Source organism: Citrobacter sp. TBCS-14, from assembly GCF_005280805.1.
In the GTDB taxonomy this organism is placed as follows: domain Bacteria; phylum Pseudomonadota; class Gammaproteobacteria; order Enterobacterales; family Enterobacteriaceae; genus Citrobacter; species Citrobacter gillenii.
Window position 1 is genome coordinate 177,338 of record NZ_SZWM01001195.1, and the last position, 20,674, is coordinate 198,011.

15 protein-coding genes are annotated in these 20,674 nt (G+C 53.3%); 3 read left to right on the top strand and 12 right to left on the bottom strand.

The window, feature by feature from the left end:
• The first annotated feature begins 141 nt into the window (after positions 1–141).
• Positions 142–696 (top strand): YgjV family protein, encoded by a 555-nt coding sequence (locus FDX22_RS25640; RefSeq protein WP_115257430.1) that lies wholly within the window; start codon positions 142–144, stop codon positions 694–696.
• A 16-nt stretch (positions 697–712) separates the two neighbouring features.
• On the opposite strand, the gene sstT is transcribed toward FDX22_RS25640, so the two are convergent.
• The 4 genes from sstT to FDX22_RS25660 all read right to left on the bottom strand — a co-directional run bounded on the left by sstT (position 713) and on the right by FDX22_RS25660 (position 5,012).
• Positions 713–1,957, bottom strand: coding sequence for a serine/threonine transporter SstT (gene sstT / locus FDX22_RS25645; protein ID WP_096755585.1), 1,245 nt, complete (start codon positions 1,955–1,957; stop codon positions 713–715).
• 244 nt (positions 1,958–2,201) lie between these two features.
• Positions 2,202–3,170, bottom strand: coding sequence for a TerC family protein (locus FDX22_RS25650; RefSeq protein WP_137400186.1), 969 nt, complete (start codon positions 3,168–3,170; stop codon positions 2,202–2,204).
• A 270-nt stretch (positions 3,171–3,440) separates the two neighbouring features.
• A complete protein-coding gene (locus FDX22_RS25655; protein ID WP_096755587.1) occupies positions 3,441–4,439 on the bottom strand; it encodes a Gfo/Idh/MocA family protein in 999 nt (332 codons plus the stop codon).
• Between the two features lie 69 nt (positions 4,440–4,508).
• Positions 4,509–5,012 carry a M48 family metallopeptidase gene (locus FDX22_RS25660; RefSeq protein ID WP_117342711.1) on the bottom strand — a complete coding sequence of 168 codons (504 nt, stop codon included), beginning with the start codon at positions 5,010–5,012 and terminating at the stop codon, positions 4,509–4,511.
• A gap of 84 nt (positions 5,013–5,096) precedes the next feature.
• Between FDX22_RS25660 and rlmG the strand changes: the two genes are divergently transcribed.
• Entirely contained in the window at positions 5,097–6,233 is a 1,137-nt protein-coding gene (gene rlmG, locus FDX22_RS25665; protein ID WP_115257432.1) for a 23S rRNA (guanine(1835)-N(2))-methyltransferase RlmG, read from the top strand.
• A gap of 130 nt (positions 6,234–6,363) precedes the next feature.
• On the opposite strand, the gene FDX22_RS25670 is transcribed toward rlmG, so the two are convergent.
• The 7 genes from FDX22_RS25670 to ebgR form a co-directional block, all read right to left on the bottom strand.
• Positions 6,364–8,382: an NADPH-dependent 2,4-dienoyl-CoA reductase gene (locus tag FDX22_RS25670; RefSeq protein WP_096755590.1), complete on the bottom strand. Its 2,019-nt coding sequence runs from the start codon at positions 8,380–8,382 to the stop codon at positions 6,364–6,366.
• A 181-nt stretch (positions 8,383–8,563) separates the two neighbouring features.
• Positions 8,564–10,915, bottom strand: a complete 2,352-nt coding sequence (ygjK, locus tag FDX22_RS25675) for an alpha-glucosidase (RefSeq protein WP_146717963.1) — start codon at positions 10,913–10,915, stop codon at positions 8,564–8,566.
• Positions 10,916–10,931: 16 nt separating this feature from the next.
• Positions 10,932–11,993: a protein YgjJ gene (ygjJ, locus tag FDX22_RS25680; RefSeq protein WP_146717964.1), complete on the bottom strand. Its 1,062-nt coding sequence runs from the start codon at positions 11,991–11,993 to the stop codon at positions 10,932–10,934.
• A gap of 83 nt (positions 11,994–12,076) precedes the next feature.
• Positions 12,077–13,510, bottom strand: a complete 1,434-nt coding sequence (locus FDX22_RS25685; RefSeq protein WP_096755593.1) for an amino acid permease — start codon at positions 13,508–13,510, stop codon at positions 12,077–12,079.
• A 65-nt stretch (positions 13,511–13,575) separates the two neighbouring features.
• A complete protein-coding gene (locus FDX22_RS25690; RefSeq protein WP_146717965.1) occupies positions 13,576–14,025 on the bottom strand; it encodes a beta-galactosidase subunit beta in 450 nt (149 codons plus the stop codon).
• Positions 14,022–17,114, bottom strand: coding sequence for a beta-galactosidase subunit alpha (ebgA, locus tag FDX22_RS25695; protein WP_146717966.1), 3,093 nt, complete (start codon positions 17,112–17,114; stop codon positions 14,022–14,024). Before ebgA ends, FDX22_RS25690 begins: the two co-directional genes overlap by 4 nt.
• A 207-nt stretch (positions 17,115–17,321) precedes the next feature.
• On the bottom strand, positions 17,322–18,305 hold the full coding sequence (gene ebgR / locus FDX22_RS25700) for a transcriptional regulator EbgR (protein ID WP_137400182.1): 984 nt from the start codon (positions 18,303–18,305) through the stop codon (positions 17,322–17,324).
• A 209-nt stretch (positions 18,306–18,514) separates the two neighbouring features.
• Here ebgR and FDX22_RS25705 point away from each other — a divergent pair, with 209 nt between their 5' ends.
• Positions 18,515–18,847 (top strand): tRNA-binding protein, encoded by a 333-nt coding sequence (locus FDX22_RS25705; protein ID WP_137400181.1) that lies wholly within the window; start codon positions 18,515–18,517, stop codon positions 18,845–18,847.
• Between the two features lie 89 nt (positions 18,848–18,936).
• Here the strand turns inward: FDX22_RS25705 and ygjG are convergent, their stop codons facing one another.
• Positions 18,937–20,316 carry a putrescine aminotransferase gene (ygjG, locus tag FDX22_RS25710; protein ID WP_168246938.1) on the bottom strand — a complete coding sequence of 460 codons (1,380 nt, stop codon included), beginning with the start codon at positions 20,314–20,316 and terminating at the stop codon, positions 18,937–18,939.
• Between the last annotated feature and the right edge of the window lie 358 nt (positions 20,317–20,674).

Consider the following 20,674-nt stretch of genomic DNA (forward strand, 5'->3'; position numbering starts at 1 on the left):
AAACGCCTTATCCGGCCTACATGCTTGCCGCCTTGCTGTCGCACGAAATCTATTGGGTAATCGAAATAGAGTAGATTTTAAAAACGGCGTTTCATAATATGAGGCGCCGTTTGTTTTTGCATTTCCTCACAAGGATTTTTCATGACCGCGTATTGGCTGGCCCAGGGCGTAGGTGTCATCGCCTTTCTGATCGGGATTACCACCTTTTTCAACCGCGATGAGCGCCGCTTCCGGCTGCAGCTTGCCGTCTATAGTGCCACTATCGGGGTACACTTCTTTTTGATGGGGGCCTGGCCCGCGGGGATGAGTGCGGAGCTAAACACCATCCGAACCCTGGTCTCGATGCGCACCCGCAAACTGTGGGTGATGACCGTTTTTATCGTTCTCACGCTGGTTCTTGGGTTGGCGAAACTACAGCATGCGATGGAGTTACTCCCCATTATTGGCACGCTGGCCAGCACTTGGGCGCTGTTTCGCTGTAAAGGATTAACCGTCCGCTGTGTGATGTGGTGCGCGACTGCCTGCTGGGTGGTGCATAATTTCTGGTTGGGATCGATTGGCGGCACGATGATTGAAGGCAGTTTTCTGGTGATGAACGGCCTGAATATTATTCGTTTCAGACGCATGCAAAAACGGGGGATAGATCCCTTCAAAATTGAAAAAAGCGTACAGAAAGAAAACCCCTCCGCACCATGACGGAGGGGAAAAGTGATTAGCCGCGCAGGGCGTTGTTTGCCAAACGTTCGTCTTCAGCCTGGCAGGCTGCAGCGGTAAACAATACGTCGGTTGAGGAGTTCAGTGCGGTTTCACAGGAGTCCTGCAACACGCCGATAATAAAGCCGACGGCAACTACCTGCATGGCGATATCATTCGGGATACCGAACATATTACACGCCAGTGGGATCAGCAGCAGAGAGCCACCCGCCACGCCAGATGCGCCACAGGCACAAAGCGATGCCACGACGCTCAACAGCAGCGCAGTCGGTAAATCAACCGGGATCCCCAGTGTATTCACCGCTGCCAGCGTCAGCACGGTAATGGTGATCGCCGCGCCAGCCATGTTGATGGTTGCACCCAGTGGGATAGAAACCGAGTAGGTATCGCGGTCCAGATTCAGCTTCTCACACAGCGCCATATTCACCGGAATGTTGGCGGCAGAGCTGCGGGTAAAGAAGGCATACACGCCGCTTTCACGCAGGCAAGCCAGCACCAGCGGATACGGGTTGCGACGAATTTTCCAGAACACCAGCAGCGGGTTAACCACGAACGCCACCAGCAGCATACAACCTACCAGCACTGCCAACAGCTGCGCATAGCCCCACAATGTAGCAAAACCCGTGGTGGCAAGCGTGGAGGAGACCAGGCCGAAAATACCGATCGGGGCGAAACGAATCACCAGTTTCACCATAAAGGTGACGGCGTTGGACATATCGTTGACCAGATTCTTGGTCGTTTCATTCCCGTGGCGCAGGGCAAAGCCCAGGCCGACGGCCCATACCAGAATGCCGATATAGTTCGCGTTAAGCAGGGCATCAATCGGGTTCGACACCATACTCATCAACAGCCCACGCATCACTTCGACAATGCCCGATGGTGGCACAATATCGTTAGCGCTGCTGGCAAGATGCAGCGTCGAGGGGAAGGCAAAGCTGAACACCACTGCCGCTAATGCCGCGGAGAAGGTACCGAGCAGGTAGAGGAACAGAATCGGACGGATATTGGTTTTTTGCCCATGCTGATGGTTCGCAATAGAGGCCATTACCAGCATCAGAACCAGGATGGGAGCGACGGCTTTTAATGCGCCGACGAACAGGGTGCCCAGCAAACCAGCGGCTTCTGCAGCCGGTTTTGAGATCAGTGCCAGCGCAATCCCCAGTACTAAACCTATCAAAATTTGCTTAACAAGGCTCCCTTGCGCCAAACGCGAGATCAGCCCCGACGAACGTTGCGTAGTCATTTCGTAATCCTTTTATTGTGTTGTCGCCTGACCCTTGTGCGTTCTATAGACGCATCTTTCAGAGTGAGGCAAATGTTTGCATGGCTGAGTATAAGGAAAGAACACGCTTCGGGAAGCGAAATATCCTGGATTTTACGCTGAGATCATATTTTATAACTTTAAATTAACATTGTGATGACATGTTAAACAAAAAGCCCGACGCACACACAGTGGGCGTCGGGCTTTGTAGGCTAGTGGATGAGTGTTACTGCGTTTGCTGCTTTTTATCGTGCTGGTGGTTGACCCACGCATTCACAATCAGCGTCACAAACAGGATCCCGAACACCACGCCTAACGAGATAGCGATAGGGATATGGTAGAAGTCGACAATCAGCATCTTGATGCCGATAAACACCAGAATGATCGACAGGCCGTACTTCAGCATCGAGAAACGCTCCGCCACGCCGGCCAGCAGGAAGTACATCGCACGCAGACCAAGGATGGCAAACAGGTTAGAGGTCAGCACGATGAACGGGTCGGTGGTCACGGCAAAGATTGCCGGAATGCTGTCGACGGCAAAGATAACATCGCTCAACTCAACCAGAATCAGCACCAGCATCAGCGGCGTAACGAACAGCAGACCGTTTTTACGTACGAAGAAATGCTCGTTCTCGATGGTGTCGGTCATACGAAGATGACCGCGCAGCCAGCGCACTAACGGCCTGTCGCCAATCCCGGAAGCATCATCTTTTGCCAGCGCCATCTTCACGCCGGTAAACAGCAGGAACGCGCCGAACACGTACAGCAGCCATTCGAACTGGGTGATTAGCCAACTGCCCGCGAAGATCATGATAGTACGCAGAACAATCGCCCCCAGCACGCCATACACCAGCACTCGACGCTGCAACGCTGGCGGCACCGAGAAGTAGCTAAACAGCATCAGCCAGACAAAGACGTTATCCACCGCCAATGATTTCTCGATCAAATAGCCGGTGAGGAACGCCAACGCCTGCGGGTCTGCGACCGCACGCCCCTGGGTTTCTGCCAGATACCACCAGAATACGGCGTTAAACAGTAACGACAAGGTGACCCAGACGATTGACCAGGCAGCCGCCTGCTTCATTGACATCGTATGCGCGCCGCGACGACCCTGCAACAGCAGGTCGATGGCCAGCATAATCACCACTACAACAGCGAAGCCACCCCATAACAACGGTGTGCCGACAGTATTCATTATATTTCCCCATGCATAAAAAAACGGCCAACGCCGAATGACGTTAGCCGCTGCTTTTCATGCATAGACCTTGCCATTCGGCAAGGTCTCACTTACAACAACAAAGGAATACGTTGACGTATTCCTTTGTTATCGCCCGGCGACCGGATGTGGTTTTTCACACATCGTAATGACGATCAACCGACAACGAAGTTACTCCCCTTTGCGGGTAACAAAGTATTACAGGCCACGCTTTCAGTCAATGGCCTGCAACATTTGTTTTACACAGTTTTACGCAATCAGCGACGTATTCGCGCTATCTGCTGGGAAAACGACGCCGGTCTGGCGGCGAATTTCCGTTTGCAGCTTAGCGGTAATGCGACTGACAGCCAGTGCCGGGTGATCCACTTCGCCGGATTCAACCAGATGAGCAAAGCGCTCTGCCTCATACAGCATAGTATTGATGTGCTGAGGCACCGTCAGATCCTGCGTTTTTCCACCACGCGGAACAAAACAGACTTTCTGGCATTCGGAGATTTTCTCAATGACCAGTGACCCTGATTCGCCCTGAATCTCGCTGGCCAGCACCGAGTCGCTCACTTTGGAATGCTGTAACGTGACGCTGAAATCACCGTAGTTCAGCACCACAACGCCGTGGGCATCAACACCGCTTGCCAGCAGGCTGGCGCTGGCCTGTACGCTCTGCGGTTCGCCCCACAGCGCAACCGCCGAAGCCAGGCAGTAAAAGCCGATATCCATAATCGAGCCATTTGAGAACGCTGGATTAAAGGTATTCGGGTTTTCACCGTTCAGATAACGCTGGTAGCGTGAAGAGTACTGGCAGTAATTGATAAACGCCTTTCTGACATTTCCTACCTTGGGCAGAGATTGCTGCAGCAGCAGGAAATTGGGCAGGCAGGCGGTTTTAAACGCCTCAAACAGCACCACCTGATTTTCCCGAGCGCAGGCGATAGCGGCATCGACTTCTGCCAGGTTTGATGCCAGCGGTTTCTCACAAATGACGTGCTTTTTATGGCGTAAGAACAGCTCGGTCTGCGGGAAGTGCAGAGAGTTTGGGCTGGCGATATACACTGCATCAATAGCGTCACTCTGCGCCATTGCATCCAGCGAAGTAAACAAATGCTCGACGAGATAATCGTTAGCGAAGCTTTGCGCCTGTTCAAGGCTGCGGGAATAGACTGCGGTTAACTTATATTTGCCGGTTTCATGGGCGGCATCCACAAACTGGCGGGTGATCCAGTTTGTGCCAATCACTGCGAAACGTATCATAAAGGCCTTCAGGCTGCGAAAAGGGATCCTTGCGCCAATTTAGCATGCCTTGCTGACAAAGCCAGTGCGCTACTGCGCAGTTTGCTTTAGCGATTGTTGCGTTAGCCACAGGCGGGTGTCGAACTCCAGTTGGTGATACTGAGGTTCCATATGGCAGCACAGCTGGTAAAACGCTTTGTCGTGTTCTTTTTCTTTCAGATGCGCCAGTTCATGAACCACGATCATGCGTAAAAAAGGTTCCGGGGCGTTGCGAAATACGGTGGCGACGCGAATTTCCGCTTTTGCTTTCAGCTTGCCGCCCTGCACGCGAGAGACGGCAGTATGCAGTCCAAGCGCATTCTTCAACACGTGGATCTTACTGTCATACATCACTTTATTGAGCGGTGGGGCATTGCGCAGAAACTGACTTTTCAGATCCTGGGTATATTGCCAGAGCGCCTTATCGGTCGCGAAGTCATGCGTACCCGGGTAACGCTTTTCCAGGACCGCGCCCAGACGTTGCTCGCTGATCAAGGTTCGAACCTGATCAAGTAAATGCTCCGGGTAGCCCTGCAGATAGGTCAACTGACTCATTTTTGCCCCATATAAAGTATAAAAAGTGTATACTCACGCACCCTTTTCAGGGATACGCCGAAATTTTACCATTCAGGAGGGCCGATGAGCCACATAGACAACGGTTTCCGTTCGCTGTCACTTAAACGTTTCCCGGAAACGGATGACGTTAACCCGCTGCTGGCGTGGGAAGCTGCAGATGAATATCTGCTGCAACAGCTGGACGATACCGAGATTTGCGGCCCGGTGCTGCTCCTGAATGATACCTTCGGTGCGCTGGGCTGTGCGCTGGCGGAACATTCGCCGTACAGCATTGGCGACTCTTATTTAAGCGAACTGGCAACGCGTGAAAACCTGCGTCATAACGACATTGCCGAATCCAGCGTCCAGTTCCTCGACAGCACGGTCGATTACCCACAGGCGCCGGGCGTGGTACTGATTAAGCTGCCAAAAACCATGGCGCTGCTGGAACAGCAATTGCGTGCGTTACGCCTGGTCGTCACGCCGCAAACGCGTATTATCGCCGGGGCGAAGGCGCGCGATGTGCATACCTCGACGCTTGAGCTGTTTGAAAAGGTGCTGGGCCCAACCACCACCACGCTGGCATGGAAAAAAGCCCGTCTGATCAACTGTACGTTCAGCAATCCTGAACTGGCTGACGCCTCACAAACGCTGAGCTGGAAGCTGGAAGGCACCGACTGGACGATCCACAATCACGCTAACGTCTTCTCCCGTACCGGGCTGGATATTGGCGCACGTTTCTTTATCGAACATCTGCCGGACAATCTGGAAGGTGAGATTGTCGATCTCGGTTGCGGTAATGGCGTAGTGGGTCTGACGTTGCTGGAGAAGAACCCGCAAGCGAGCGTGGTGTTTGTGGATGAATCGCCGATGGCGGTGGCGTCCAGCCGCCTGAACGTGGAAACCAACATGCCAGACGCGCTGGATCGCTGCGAGTTTATGATCAACAACGCACTGTCTGGCGTGGAACCGTTCCGCTATAACGCTGTGCTGTGTAATCCGCCGTTCCATCAGAAGCACGCGCTGACCGATAACATCGCGTGGGAGATGTTCCACCACGCCCGCCGTTGCCTGAAGATTAACGGCGAGCTGTATATCGTGGCAAACCGTCACCTCGACTACTTCCACAAGCTGAAGAAGATTTTCGGCAACTGCGAAACCATCGCCACCAACAACAAATTTGTGGTGCTGAAAGCGGTGAAATTAGGGCGTCGCCGCTAATCGCTGATGCCGGATGGCGGTTAACACCTTATCAGGCCTACAACGAACTGCCTCGTAGGCCTGATGGCGCTACGCTTATCAGGCAATGATGTGTGCAATTACCTTATCCGGCCAACGTAAAGACATAACGTTAAATTTCCAGCGCCAGTCGAGTGCCTTGCGCGATGGCGCGTCGGGCATCCAGTTCTAACGCCACATCACACCCGCCGATCAGATGTACTGTTTTACCGGCAGCATGCAGCGGATCGACCAGTCCACGACGAGGTTCCTGACCTGCACAAATTACCACATGATCCACGTTCAAGAGCTGAGGCTCGCCGTTGATCAACACGTGCAGTCCATCATCATCGATCTTCTGATAGCTCACCGCCGGGATCATTTTCACTCCACGAGACAGCAGGGTGGCGCGATGGATCCAGCCCGTGGTTTTACCTAGCCCTTGTCCCGGTTTACTGGCTTTACGCTGCAACATGACTATCTGGCGCGGGCTACGGGATAACTGTGGCCCTTCCGGGCGTAAACCACCTGCTTGCTGGAGGCTGGTATCGATTCCCCATTCCACGCAGAATTCTGCAATGTTTTGGCTGGTGGGCTCGCCGGGCTGGCTCAGATACATGGCGGTATCAAAGCCGATCCCGCCGCTGCCGATAATCGCCACGCGTTGACCTACCGGCGTTTTATCTCGTAAGACATCAAGATAGGTCAGTACCTTAGGATGATCGATGCCGTCGATCGGCGGCGTGCGTGGTTCGATCCCGCTGGCGAGGATCACTTCATCAAACGAGAGCAGATCGTCTGCGGTGACAAAATGATTCAGCTTCAGCGTCACGCCGGTGACGTCGATCATCCGGCGGTAATAGCGCAATGTTTCGTAAAATTCTTCTTTGCCGGGGATCTGTTTGGCGATATTGAACTGTCCGCCGATCTCCGCGTTGGCATCAAACAACGTGACCTGATGACCGCGTGAAGCGGCGTTGATGGCAAAGGCGAGCCCCGCAGGACCGGCACCGACTACCGCCAGATTCTTCAGATGTGTCGCCGCTACGATCGGCATTTTGGTTTCATGACAGGCGCGGGGATTCACCAGGCAGGACGTCACTTTGCCGACGAAGATCTGATCCAGACAGGCCTGATTACAGCCTATGCAGGTGTTGATCTCATCCGCTCGCCCGCTTTGCGCTTTTGACAGCAGCTCGGCATCGGCGAGGAACGGGCGTGCCATCGACACCATATCAGCATCGCCACGGGCCAGAATATCGTCGGCAACGCCCGGATCATTAATGCGGTTAGTGGTGACCAGTGGAACCGTTACGTGACCTTTCAGCTTGCGCGTCACCCAGCTAAACGCCCCGCGCGGCACCGGCGTGGCGATGGTCGGGATCCGTGCTTCGTGCCAGCCGATCCCGGTGTTGATGATCGTAGCACCTGCCGCCTCAATGGCTTTCGCCAGTTGGACAGTTTCGTCAAACGTGCCGCCATTTTCCACCAGGTCGAGCATCGACAGACGAAAGATAATAATAAAGTCGTTACCGGCACGTTGACGAACGGCCCGTACCACCTCGACGGCAAAACGCATGCGGTTGGCGTAATCGCCGCCCCATTGGTCAGTCCGCTGGTTGGTGCGCAGGGTGAGAAATTCGTTGATCAGATAGCCTTCCGAGCCCATGACCTCTACGCCGTCGTAGCCTGCTTCCCGCGCCAGCTGTGCGCAATGGGCAAAATCCTCAATCAGTTGCAGTACTTCATCGTGGGTCAGCTCGTGCGGGGTAAAGCGGTTGATCGGCGCCTGAATAGCGGAGGGCGCGACGAGGTGCGGCTGATAGCTATAGCGTCCGGTATGCAGAATTTGCAGCGCGATTTTGCCGCCTTCGTCATGCACCGCGTCGGTAATTACGCGGTGATGTGGTAACTGGCTGGCATCGTTTAACATCGCGCCGCCTTCCATACCCACGCCGGAAAGCGCAGGGGCAATACCGCCGCTCACAATCAGAGCGACGCCGTGACGGGCGCGCTCGGCGTAGAACGCGGCCAGCCGTTCTGCGCCATCGGGATACTCTTCCAGACCGGTATGCATTGAACCCATCAACACGCGGTTTTTAAGCGTGGTGAATCCCAGATCGAGCGGGGCGAACAGCGACGGATAGCTCATAATGGTGTCCAGTATGTAAAATTATTGTTATGTGGTCGGATGAGTTACTAATTTAGCCGTCGCGGCGCAAAAGGGAAAAGGGGAATGCCGTGATTGTGATGGGATTCAAAAAAGGAGTGGGGCCAGAGAAAGAATTTGCCGGATGTCGGTGCAAGCACTTTATCCGGCAATAGGTCACAGCTTACTGTTTTTTAAGAAAATCATTATACAACATGTACAGATGCGCCGCGCTCCAGGAGAAGTTGGGGGCACCCTGTTGCGCGCCGGTCAGCGGGTTATAGTTTTCCTGAATCGGGCCGTCCGCGGTGAGTCCTTTGGCATGATTGAAGAACGTATCCGCCATTTTCAGCGCTTCATCGCGGTAGCCGTAGCGCGCCATGCCTTTTAAGCCAAACCAGAACTGATCCACCCACACGCGCCCGCGCCAGTAAATATCCGGGCCGAAAGCCGGGTTGGTGAGCGCCGCGGTGCCCAGCGGCACAAAGGTGTTGAACTCTTTCGGGTCTAGCATCACCTTCACCACCGCGTCAGCATGAGACTGCGTGGCCGCGCCGTTAAACAGCGGTGACCAGCCTTCCGGCCCTTTCCCTCGTTCGACAATCGGTTTTCCGGCACAGCCGTTTGCCAGCGGCTTATCTTCAATGCGAACGTCATAGAAATACTGCGTATTCGCATCGAACATACAGGTATTGATGTAATCCGTCAGTTTCGTCGCCAGTGCCTGATAGCGTTTCGCCACCTGCGTTTTCCCGAGCAGGGTCGCCATTTCCGCCAGGTAATGGTTATCGCTGACCATGTAGCTGGCCTGATCGACCGACTCCTGGAGTAGCGAATAGCCCAGTAATTTTCCGTCGTGGCTGCGATTTTCAGCGAATTTCACCACCCAGTCGCTGCGTTTGCCACCGTTAGCGACGTACTTATCCAGTTGTTCTTTGTCGATAAAACCAAACACCGCGGCGTCGTCACGTCCGGATTCCCACGAGGCGGCGACCTGCGCCGGGATCTCCAGGCTGTCATACTGGCCGTTGCGGGTAACAGCGGCATAGTTTTGCAGCCCTGACAGGGTTTCTTCTTTGTCACCCTTTTTCACCGTGAACAGCATCTCGCCGCTGGCGGTGTTGTGCGCTTTATCGCGAGTGGCGCCGTACTCTGGAACGCCGTTGCCGTTATGATCGCGGTTACGCAGCCACCAGTCGTGGTATGCCACCAGTTTCGGGTACATTTCTTCGAGCCAGGATTTGTCTTTGGTGACGTTGTAGACTTCCATCACCGACCATGCCGCCAGGCTGGGCTTGGTGTTGCGCTCGTTCCAGTTACCGCCATCACCACCGCGTTCCGGGCTGAGGTTCCAGGCAATCAGATCGGGAATAAATCCCGCGTCCTGTGGGCGCACCGGATCGCCGGGTTTAACCTGCCACGAGAAAACAGCGCGAATATTTTCTTTCGCGATATCCGGGTTAAAGTGCGCCATTGCAAACGCCTGCTTCCAGGTGTCCCACGGCCAGGTCTGGTTGCCAGAGAACCAGCGGCCCGTTACCGACGGCGTCACGGTATTGTAGTTAACTGCGCCGCCCGGTGAGCGCCAGTTACCGTTCAGCGTTTCGATAGCCTTCACCGCCACGCGGGTTTGTTCTGGGGTGGCATCCGGGTTGTTTAAACCTTTTTTGAGATAGGATTCCCAGCGCTGCTGTGAGGCGAGCATGTAAGAAGACGGGCGCGCCAGAATATCGCGGATCTGCGCCTGTTCTTTGCTGACCTCCTGCGCGGTCAACAGATGTGAATAGGTGGTGTAAAGCGTGGTAGAGCCATTGATATGCGCTTTACTGGTAAATCGGTGGCCATCAACAGTGGTGTTCATGGCAAGTGATTTGTGTACCTGATACTCCGACTCGCCGGAGGTCAGCAGATCCCAGGTTGATCGCACTTTACCGAAGGTGACCTTCAGGCCGTCGCGCGTAGCGATGATTTTTCGCTGGTAGTCCGGATACTCGCCATCAATGGTTTTATCGGAGAGGGGTTTTCCCTCTTTCGCTTCCAGCTTTTCCAGTAACTCTCCGTCCCACACCAGATCCAGCGGCGTATTGCTGGTGATTTTGGTTTCCAGTAGTGAGGTATGTGAACTGGCAAAGAGCAGCGTCATCTCGATCTGCACCGCAGTGGATGACAGTTTCTGTACCAGTGCGCCGGGCAGGCTGTAAGCCTCGAGAGTGAAATCGACCTTTTTACCGTTCTGGTACACCGTCAGCCGGTCAAAATTTGTGGCCATAAAGTTGATGTACTCTTCCGTCAGTAGCGCCACGCCAGGGAAGCCGCCCATTGTTGCAGGGCCATCCGGCAACAGGTGTCCGTGCCATGCGCCGAGGTCGAAAAAGGGATTAAAGCGCTGATGGTCGTCATAATCGTAGTCGTGCATATAACCTGGCGCGCCGGTGCGATTGATGACGTTTTTAACGCTGTCTACGTTAGCAGCCAGTGCGGAAAAACTCATCAGCAGCCCACACGCCAGCGGCGTAAGAATAGGTGTCATGTTCATGGTATTCCGGTCCTTGTTACCAATAGAAATATTGCATCAGGAAGATCTGGTCGCTCGGGTCGCCAGATGCATTTTGCATATAGAACCGGCTGTCGAAGGCGGTGGCGAAACGACCGCTGCCGTATTCATACCAGATACCGAACTGCATAAAAGAGGTGGTTTCATCCTCGGCGTTGTCTGGCCGATGTTTGGCATAGCTGTAGGCGGTGGAGAGGTAGACGCCTTTGAGCGCTTCATACATGGCACTGACCATATAGCCGGTCTCTGTACCCCATTCATCCAGGCCGTCGGCGCGTCCGGTGTGATGCCAGGCGCGCGCAGCAAAGTTAGGCGAGAGAAGGCCGGTCAGGAACAGTTGTCCGGTGCCGTCGGTGATCTCCAGACCGTTCATCCAGGTTACGCCTTCGGTCAGGTCGTACTGGATGTAGCCATTCATCATGGCTGGATAGGTATACTTATCGTCGTAGCGATCGTATTTGCCGAAGTGCAGCCAGGCCTTGCTTTCATCATGATGTCCGGCAGGCGTGGCGGTCACGCTATAACGCAGCGGGCCGGTCAGGTTTTGCACCTTAATGGCGGTCATGATGTCGCGCGTGTTGGGGATGACGTAGCCCAGATCCGGCGTGAAGTCTCCCCACCATTGCAGGTCATCGAGCGATGAGTCCTGGCGCAGGCTGAGCATTAGCTCCGTGCCGTCATCGGTGCGGTAACCGCTGTAAAATCGGTTAATTCCACCTTCAAACCCGCCCCAGCTATGATCGGGCACCCAGGCGTTTCCCTGGTGATCCGCCTGTACGGTCCAGCCTTCGCCATAGATCAGACCAAACCACGAGCCGTGTTTAATTTCCAGGCCCCCTTCGATATAGGTTCCGTCACTGTATTTATGTTTATCCTGTCCCTCTAAATCCATATATCCCCCCATTCCCAGTTCGCCATAAAAACGAAATGAGGGAGAGGATATTGCGGGCGTTTTTGTGTCGTCGTGTTCTGCCGGTCGCACTTCTTCTGCACCCAGAGAGGAGACACAGAAAAAGGGCAGGGCAATAAATACCCTGCAACAATGGCTATTGATTTTCATGCTTCTATCCTAAGCAAAATAAAATAATGTTTTTATTGTTATAGCCTTGGCGAATATTGTTTATTGTTATTATGTTTTATGAATTAATGACTGTCTGAAGCTGGTGCGGCTTCAATGGCTTTTTCTTCTTTGGTTAGTCCTTTGATGTATTTACTGTATTTCCACCAGGCAAAACCGAGGAAAATAACAATACCACCGACGTTATAGAAAATAATGGTGATAATGTTGCCGCCGGTTGGGAACGTTGAAGCGATAAATCCAATGGTGAACAGGGCAATCAGCATCGATACCACGATAATCCCGGTTTTTTGCGATCCCATGCGGAAGTCGCGCGGTAAGTGGTCCAGCTTGGCGCGCAGATTCAAATAGGCCAGCATAATAAACAGCGGAGGCAGCATGGATGCCGCAGCGGTCATGTTAATGATGGTATTCATTAAATCCTGCACGGTATTCGAACCGAGCGTGGGGATAATCATCAGCGGGATCACGATCAAAAACTGGATCCAGGCTGCGCGAGCGGGAACGCCGTTTTCATTCAGTTCGACGGTTTTCTTGCCAAAAATACCTTCCGGGATTTCGGAGAAGAAAATTTTAACCGGCGTTGCGGTCCACATCAGCAGTGACCCAAACATTGCGGTAAAGGACACCAGACCGACAAAGCGGTTAACCACCAGCTCAGGTAAGCCGAAGTATGCGGCCAGACCGTGGAATACCTGCACCGAGCCACCGGTAAACTTCAGCTCTTTGCTGCTGACAAAAACGTTGATCAGTACTGAGGAGATTGAGTAAAGCACACCGATAAAAATCCCGGCGATAATAATCACTTTCACAAATGATTTTGAGCCACCCTTCACGTCGTTGACGTACACCGCCACGGACTCCGCGCCGCCTGCCGCCATAAAAATCCAGGTCGTAATACCGAGGAAGGCCCAGTTAAAATTCGGGATCATGGCATCCACGGTGATGGGATCGGCAGGCTGTACGCCGCCAACCAACGCAGTCCCCGCCAGTAAAATATAAGACAGCGTCAACAGCAGCATCAGCGTGGAAGTGACGGAGGTAATCGGCCCGAGCATTTTTGCGCCGTTGGTCGAAACCCAGGTTGAGAAGGCAAACAGCACCATACTTAACACGGTGGTAGCGAACGGCGTCAAAATGTATTCGTAGCCTAAAAATGCATAGGAGGCATAGGCGATTACGCGCGGAAGTAACGAGGTAAAAAAGAACAGGTTAACGAACCAGTAGGTGTAGGCGGTAATAAATGCCCAGCGCCCGCCCAGTGAGCTTTTTACCCATGCGTAAACACCGGCTTCGGAGTTTTTGTTCAGTGAAACAAATTCGGCAATGATTAAGCAGAACGGAATAAAGTAGAAAATCGTGGCGAGGAAAAACATCGGTGCAGATGCCAGACCAAGCTCAATATTATTATTGATTACGTTGTTAAAACTATAAACGGCGGCAAAGGTCAGCGACAGTAAGCCGAACTTGCCGATGGTATTACGCTTGGTATCAGACATAGCACATCTCCGATTCCTGATTATTGTAGGGTACTGGCGGCACAACTTCTGTGCCGCCTGTCTTTTTATTTATTATGAAAATAACCATCTTCGATGGTGACTTTGAGTACGACTTTCTTCACCGCGCTATTACAGATAAAGCGGTAGGCTTCGTGGTTGTCGCAAATAACCAGCTGCCCTTCGTGTACTTCTACCGTTTTTCCGCATCCCTTCAGGTATTCGCGATCGGTTTCATCGCGATAGTATTCAACCACCTGTAAATCCTCTTTGGCGGCATACTCAATTTTTTGCTGCCCTTGCAGGTAGTAATGCACCTCAAAGTAACGGCGATGACCGGTAAATAGCGCATCGGTAGCGGAGTCGATCTCCACGCGGTAAGTGAGCGAATCACCGATGGAATGGGCGACGCCGGGCTGAATGTTGTCGATATTTTCAATCGCCTCAACGCAGCGCTGCCACTTCCGACCTGAAGCGTAGAGTTGTCGGAACTGCTCTAAGTTATCGATGATCCTCATTTTGTATTCTCGCTGTGCAAATTCGTGGAAAAGAACTCCGTGCCAAAGGCGCGATTAGCAGTGGTCTGAACGGTGGCCTCGGTGCCGGAAATGGGCAGCAACGTAAAGCCGTAGTTGAACTCGCGGAACCAGACGCGCCAGGAGTCGAGCACCTCGCTTCCCCAGGAGTTGGAACCCAGGCCCAGTAGCTGATGGTCCAGATTCAGAGTGATGTCATCGCTGCGCTGGAGTTCATTGCAGTGCTGTGCGGCAAAGAGATTTTCGGGCGTATAGCGCCAGGCACTTAAATTGACAGGACGTTGTGGGACGACCAGCAGACCGTTGCCATGGCGGTTGGTCAGCGCTGCCCAGCGCACATCCTGGCGATTGCCGTTGTTTTGGGGGAATGGGTAGTTCTCGAACATCGCATCCACGGTCGAACGCCAGATATCGATAATGTTGTCCTGCTGGCTGTCGGCGTAATTCTCGCCCGGACCACGTCCGTAATACGCGACTTGCCCCAAATCACCGTTGATGCCCATGGTGAAGCCAATGCACGGAATAATGTGCGGATACTCGCCGTAAGGCTGACCGGAAAGCTCAACATTCAGCTGACCGTCGACCGTTACCCGCCAGCGGTAGGTGCAACGCATACCGAAATCAAATACCGGCGGGGCGATGATCGTCTGGCTGGTAATCACCACCGCATTGTCAGTGTGTTCGAGGGCAAAATCCCGCAGATGCTCCTGCATAATCTGTAAATGATTTGGCTGCCAGAGACCTTCGAACTCCTGTTTGTGGTTATCAATCGTCGGCTTGAAGAAATTAATCTTCGGCTCGCGGGTAATGAGCTCTTCGCCATTCACGTTCCAGCTGATCGGCTTCCCGTTCAGCTTTGAGAAGGTTATCGCGAAGTTATAGCCGCGAACGGTGCAGCGCAGGCGATCGTCCTCCAGCGTCAGGGCGCTGGCGTTTTGCTGACTAAACGGCACTGGCGTAGCGGTTCTGGCCTTCAGCGGGAACTGGTAAGTGGCAATATGGTGCCCGGCGTCGCTGTAGGACGTGCGGGAGTCTTTGCTGACGATGACATTGAGAAAGGCTTCCCTCTCATCCAGCGTCGGCAGCGTGCAGTGCAGCAGTGTGTCGCTGTTGGGGGCCACGTCGTGAAGTTTAATCCGCTGCGTGGAGAGCGTTTCTCCTTCGGCCCGCACTTCAATTTGCAGGGTGTAGTCGTCAAGCGTGGTGAACCACAGCTTATTTGCGACACGCAGTTCACCGCGCGTCAGGTCCTTCGCGTAGACCTTCACTGGGGCGATCACCTGCTTATACTCTTTCAGACCCGGTCCCGGTGTTTGATCGGGGTAAATCAGGCCGTCGAGGCAGAAGTTGTAGTTATTCGGGTAGTCGCCGTAGTCACCACCAAATTTATACCAGACGTTGCCGTTATCATCTTTTGCCTGAATGCCATGGTCGCACCATTCCCAGACATAGTGTCCTTGAATGCAATCGTGCTGGTAAAAAACGTTTTGATATTCCGTCAGCCCGCCGGGGCCGTTACCCATGGCGTGGGCGTATTCGCAGATGATGCGTGGTTTCGGATGCGGATATTCACCAAACTCATTCATCAGCGGCACGCGGGTATACATGGTGGAAATAATGTCCACCACTTCGGCGTCGCGATCTTCTTCGTAATGCACCAGACGCGTGTTATCCAGCGCTTTCGCAGCGTGGTACATGGCACGAATATTACAGCCGTACCCGGATTCGTTGCCCAGTGACCAGATGACGATCGACGGATGGTTTTTCTGTGCGTGGATGTGGCGCACGATGCGCTCAACGTATACCGGTTCCCAGGTCGGATCGTCGGTGATGCGACTGATATCGCCGACGTTGGCGAAGCCGTGGGATTCGACGTCGGTCTCGGCCATCACAAACAGGCCGTAGATATCGCACAGCTCATAGAAGCGCGGATCGTTCGGGTAATGCGCGGTACGCACCGAGTTAATGTTGTGCTGCTTCATCAGCAGCAGATCTTTTTCGACCCGATCCATTCCGACCGCGCGGCCTTTCAGATGATCGTTATCGTGGCGGTTAACACCGTGCAGCATTACGTAGTGGTTGTTGATGTAAAACAGCCCGTCGCGGATCGTAATGTCGCGGAATCCGACGCGCTGCGGAACCACCTCAATAATATTGCCGCTGGCATCTTTTAACGTCATCACTAAATGATAAAGATACGGCGACTCAGCCGACCACTGCTGTGGCGCACTAACCTCGAAATCAAAGGCAGTACGGGTGAGCTTATCGAGAGTCAGATGACTGATAACACCGCTGTGCAGCACCCGCTCGCCGTCAAATAAGGTGTATTCCAGCGAGGTCTGTGCCGGTGAATCGGCAAGGTTTTCCAGCACAATGTCGCAGGAAAGAGTGGCATCACGGTAGTTATCATCGAACTCGGTACGAACGGTAAAATCCTGAATATGGGTCGCCTGCTTGCCCACCAGATAGACGTCGCGGAAGATCCCCGCAGACCACCACATATCCTGGTCTTCAACGTAGGTAGAGTCTGCCCACTGCATCACGCGCACACACAGCAGGTTGTCACCGGTGTGCACCATTGCGCTGATATCAAATTCGGCCGTCAGACGGCTGCCCTTGCTGAAGCCCACGTACTGGCCGTTGACGTACACTTCGAAGTAGGTTTCAACGCCGTCGAACTTAATCAGCGTTTGTTTTCCCTGCCAGCCTTCGCTGAGGGTAAACATCCGCTGATATGCACCGGTCGGGTTATCGGTGGGGACGTAGGGCACATCAATCGGGAACGGGAAACCTTCGTCGGTATATTGCAGCTTGCCGTGTCCTTCCATCTGCCACATGCCGGGGACGGTGATGCTGCCCCAGTCGTGCATATACTGCGACGTAAAGGCTTCTGGCACCTGCAGCGGATGCTCAAAGAACTGAAAATTCCACTGACCGCTCAGCAGTTGAAAAAGGCTGCTGGTTTCACGGGCAAACGAGCGAGCCTGCGCAACCGAGTCATAAGAGAAAAAGTATGCGCGTGGCGCCAGTCGATTTTCGTGGGTGAGCTGAATGTTTTCCCAGCGATTCATAAGGCCTCCCGGTGGAGAGAAATCGGAACCATTCAAAGTGATGGTGAGTAAGTGTCATTGCAGGTGATTTTAGTAAAAGTTTTACTAAAATATAGCGGGTAAGATGATTTACTTTAACTTGATCACGAAAATAACCCGTGCAGAGAAAAACAAGGCATGACAAAGCATGCCCGGTATCAGAAGAAACCGGGCGCGAAAAAAGGGAGGTTAGCGGGTGGTGCCGCGCAGTTTCAGCTTGCTGGGCACGAAAACCAGCAGCGGCAGCGCGCGTCCGTCACGGGCTTTTTCAAACAGCAGGTTAACGCCTTGACTGCCCATCATTTCTGAATGGATACGCACGGTGGACAGCGGAGGGAAGGTGAATCGTGCCGTCGGAATGTCATTGACGCTAATCAGCGAAATATCCTGTGGAATCGCCAGGCCACGTTCGTGAATTGCGCGCAGAACGCCAATGGCGATTGAGTCTGAGGCGACAAACAGGGCGCTGGGATAATCTTCTTTGGCCAGCATTTTTTTCGCCAACTCATAACCTGACGAGCTGGAGAATCCGCCACGATAGATATCGTGTTCCGAGACCACCTGCTGCAGGCGACCGTATTCGACAAACGCGGCCTCGCGGATATCCGCTTTGCCCGGCTCGTCTTCACCGCCGATGAAGCCAATGCGGGTCACGCCCTGGGCGATGAAAAAATCGATACTCTCTTTGCTGATGCGGGTCAGATCGATATCGACGGCATCATAGTCGCTACCGGGTTCATGAAAGTCGATAAAGCAGATATTGTCGGTCAGCGCGGTTGCTGCGGCGCGCTGGGCAGGAGATGGCTTACCAACGATGAGAATGCCGGTAATATTTTTAAGGTCGGGCAACCCGCTGTGTTCATAGCAGTTGGTCAGTTCGATCCCCAGCTTTTCACATTGCGTTTCAATCCCGTGTCGTATGGCGAGATAGTAAGGATCGTTGATTTCCAAATCCTGCTGGTAGCTGTAGAGCGCCAGAATATGCTGGGGGCCGACCGTACTGGTCTGGTGTTTACGCGCGCTGCTGGTTTTGTACTCCAGCTTTTCCGCGATCTCCAGAATGCGACGCTTGGTTTCTTCTTTTACGTTTAGCGTAGGGTCATCATTTAACACCCGGGACACTGTCGCCAGGGATACACGAGCTTCGATTGCGATGTCTTTAAGTGTTGCCATGTTTACCTTTTCCCTGAGTTACCCCCGCATTGTAAATGAAGTGCTTATCTATTCACCTGTTTTCAGTAAAAAAAGTACTTCTAATTGACATATTCACGGTAAAACCCCGCTTTCAGAGTGTGATGGGCGCATCATTTTACGGCTTTTGAGAACAATGCCAGGACGGTTTTTTGCTAACATTTAGTAAAATTTTACCAAAGGAGAAAAGAATGGACACGATCGCATTTACGGATTTCACCCGAATGGAAATTCGCGTGGGAAAAATTACCCAGGTAAAGCGTCATGACAATGCCGATAAACTCTACATCGTTCAGGTCGATGTCGGCGAACGAACGCTGCAAACCGTGACCAGCCTGGTGCCTTACTACCGCGAAGATGAGCTGATGGGGAAAACGGTGGTGGTGCTGTGTAATCTGCAAAAAGCGAAAATGCGCGGCGAAACGTCAGAATGCATGCTGTTGTGTGCGGAAACGGACGATGGCAGTGAAAGCGTGCTGTTGACGCCAGAGCGCGTGATGCCCGCAGGCGTGCGGATTGTGTAAGCGTGTGATGCTGCCGGATGGCGGCTATGCCCTATCCGGCCTACATTTGATCCCGTAGGCCGGAAAAGTGCAGCGCCATCCGGCGTCTGTCACACTTGCTCCACGCTGACGCGTAATGCGGCCAGCGCTTTACGCGTTGAGCGTAATACCAACTCACATTGTTCGATGGTTAACGTGAGCGGCGGTTCGATGCGGATCGTCTTCGCGTTGTTCAGCGTTCCGGCAACCAACACCCTCTGGCGGAACATCTCGCTGGCAAAGTTGTAGCCGATCTCATTATCAACAAATTCGATCGCCATCAGCATGCCTTTACCGCGTACGTCCTGCACCAGATCCGGGTATTCCCGCGCCAGATGTCGGAAGCCATCCAGCAACATATCGCCTTTTTGTTCTGCCTGAGCCGGTAAATTCTGCTCCAGCAGGACATTGATGGTTGCGAGTGCCGCCGCACAGGAAAGCGGGTTGCCGCCAAAGGTGGTGGTGTGCAGGAATGGGTTATCGAACAGTACGGAGAACACCTCTTCGGTAGCGATGGTCGCACCGATAGGCATTACGCCGCCGCCTAGCGCTTTCGCCAGACACATAATGTCGGGCTGCACGTTTTCGTGCTCGCAGGCGAACATCTTGCCAGTACGACCCATGCCGGTTTGCACTTCATCAAGGATCATCAGCGCGCCAAACTCGTCGCACAGTTTGCGCACGGCGGTCAGGTATCCCTGCGGTGGCAGGATCACGCCACCTTCACCCTGAATCGGCTCGAGGATCACGGCAGCTACATCATCACCGGTCTTTTTACACTCGCTGAGCATGGTACGCATCGCGTCAATGTCACCAAACGGAACATGACGGAAGCCCGGCAGCAATGGCATAAACGGTTTACGGAACGTGGATTTGGCCGTCGCGGACAGTGCGCCCAGCGATTTACCGTGGAACGCGCCGCTGGTGGCAATAAACGTAAATTTGCCGCGTGGCGATTGATAGGCTTTCGCCAGCTTCAGCGCCGCTTCAACCGACTCGGTTCCACTGTTGCAAAAGAAGCTGTATTTCAGCTTGCCGGGCGCCAGTGCGGCGAGCGTTTTCGCCAACATGGCCCGCAAGGGGTCAAGTAATTCCTGGCTGTGCAGAGGTTGTTTAGCGAGTTGATTCTGTACGGCGGAGACCACTACTGGATTACGGTGCCCCACGTTGAAAATTCCAAAACCGCCCAGGCAGTCAACAAATTCCTGTCCCTGGGTGTCGACAAGCGTATTCAGGCTTCCCGCTTGCCACTCTACGGCTCCGTAATCCCCGCCGGCAGTTACAGATTTTCGATACTCTAAGAACCCCGGATTGACATGCTCTTTGAAGTATTCAATGACCTCTCGGTTAAGTGCTTTCATTTCCTCATGATCAAGCGTTCGCTTTTCGATGAGGTTCAGTGCGTGTGCGCTGCAGGCCAGGGCCGATGCGCTGGAAGGTAACCTGTTCAAAATATGCTCCCGGAGTTCGCGTATCACATGATACTGAATTAAGTATTGCAGGGATTACGCCATCCCGGCGCGCTTAACGAAAATCGGGATAAACACCAGGATACATTTCATTTGCGAAACATTTAATGCCAAAAGTTAACATTTGGCGGTATTTTGCCCAGGTTGACTCTCTGAAAACAGGTGAGATACGCGATCTTCTGCGCCAAAAACAGGCAGAAGTTGCACTGTGACGGTGCGCAGAGTGAAGCCTGATTGAATAGTTACAGGGTGAAAGTATTTTAAATCAATGAATTAGAAAACATACAAATTCTGAGGTTTAATCGCAAATTGCGATCTAAATCAAATTTAACAACTAAAG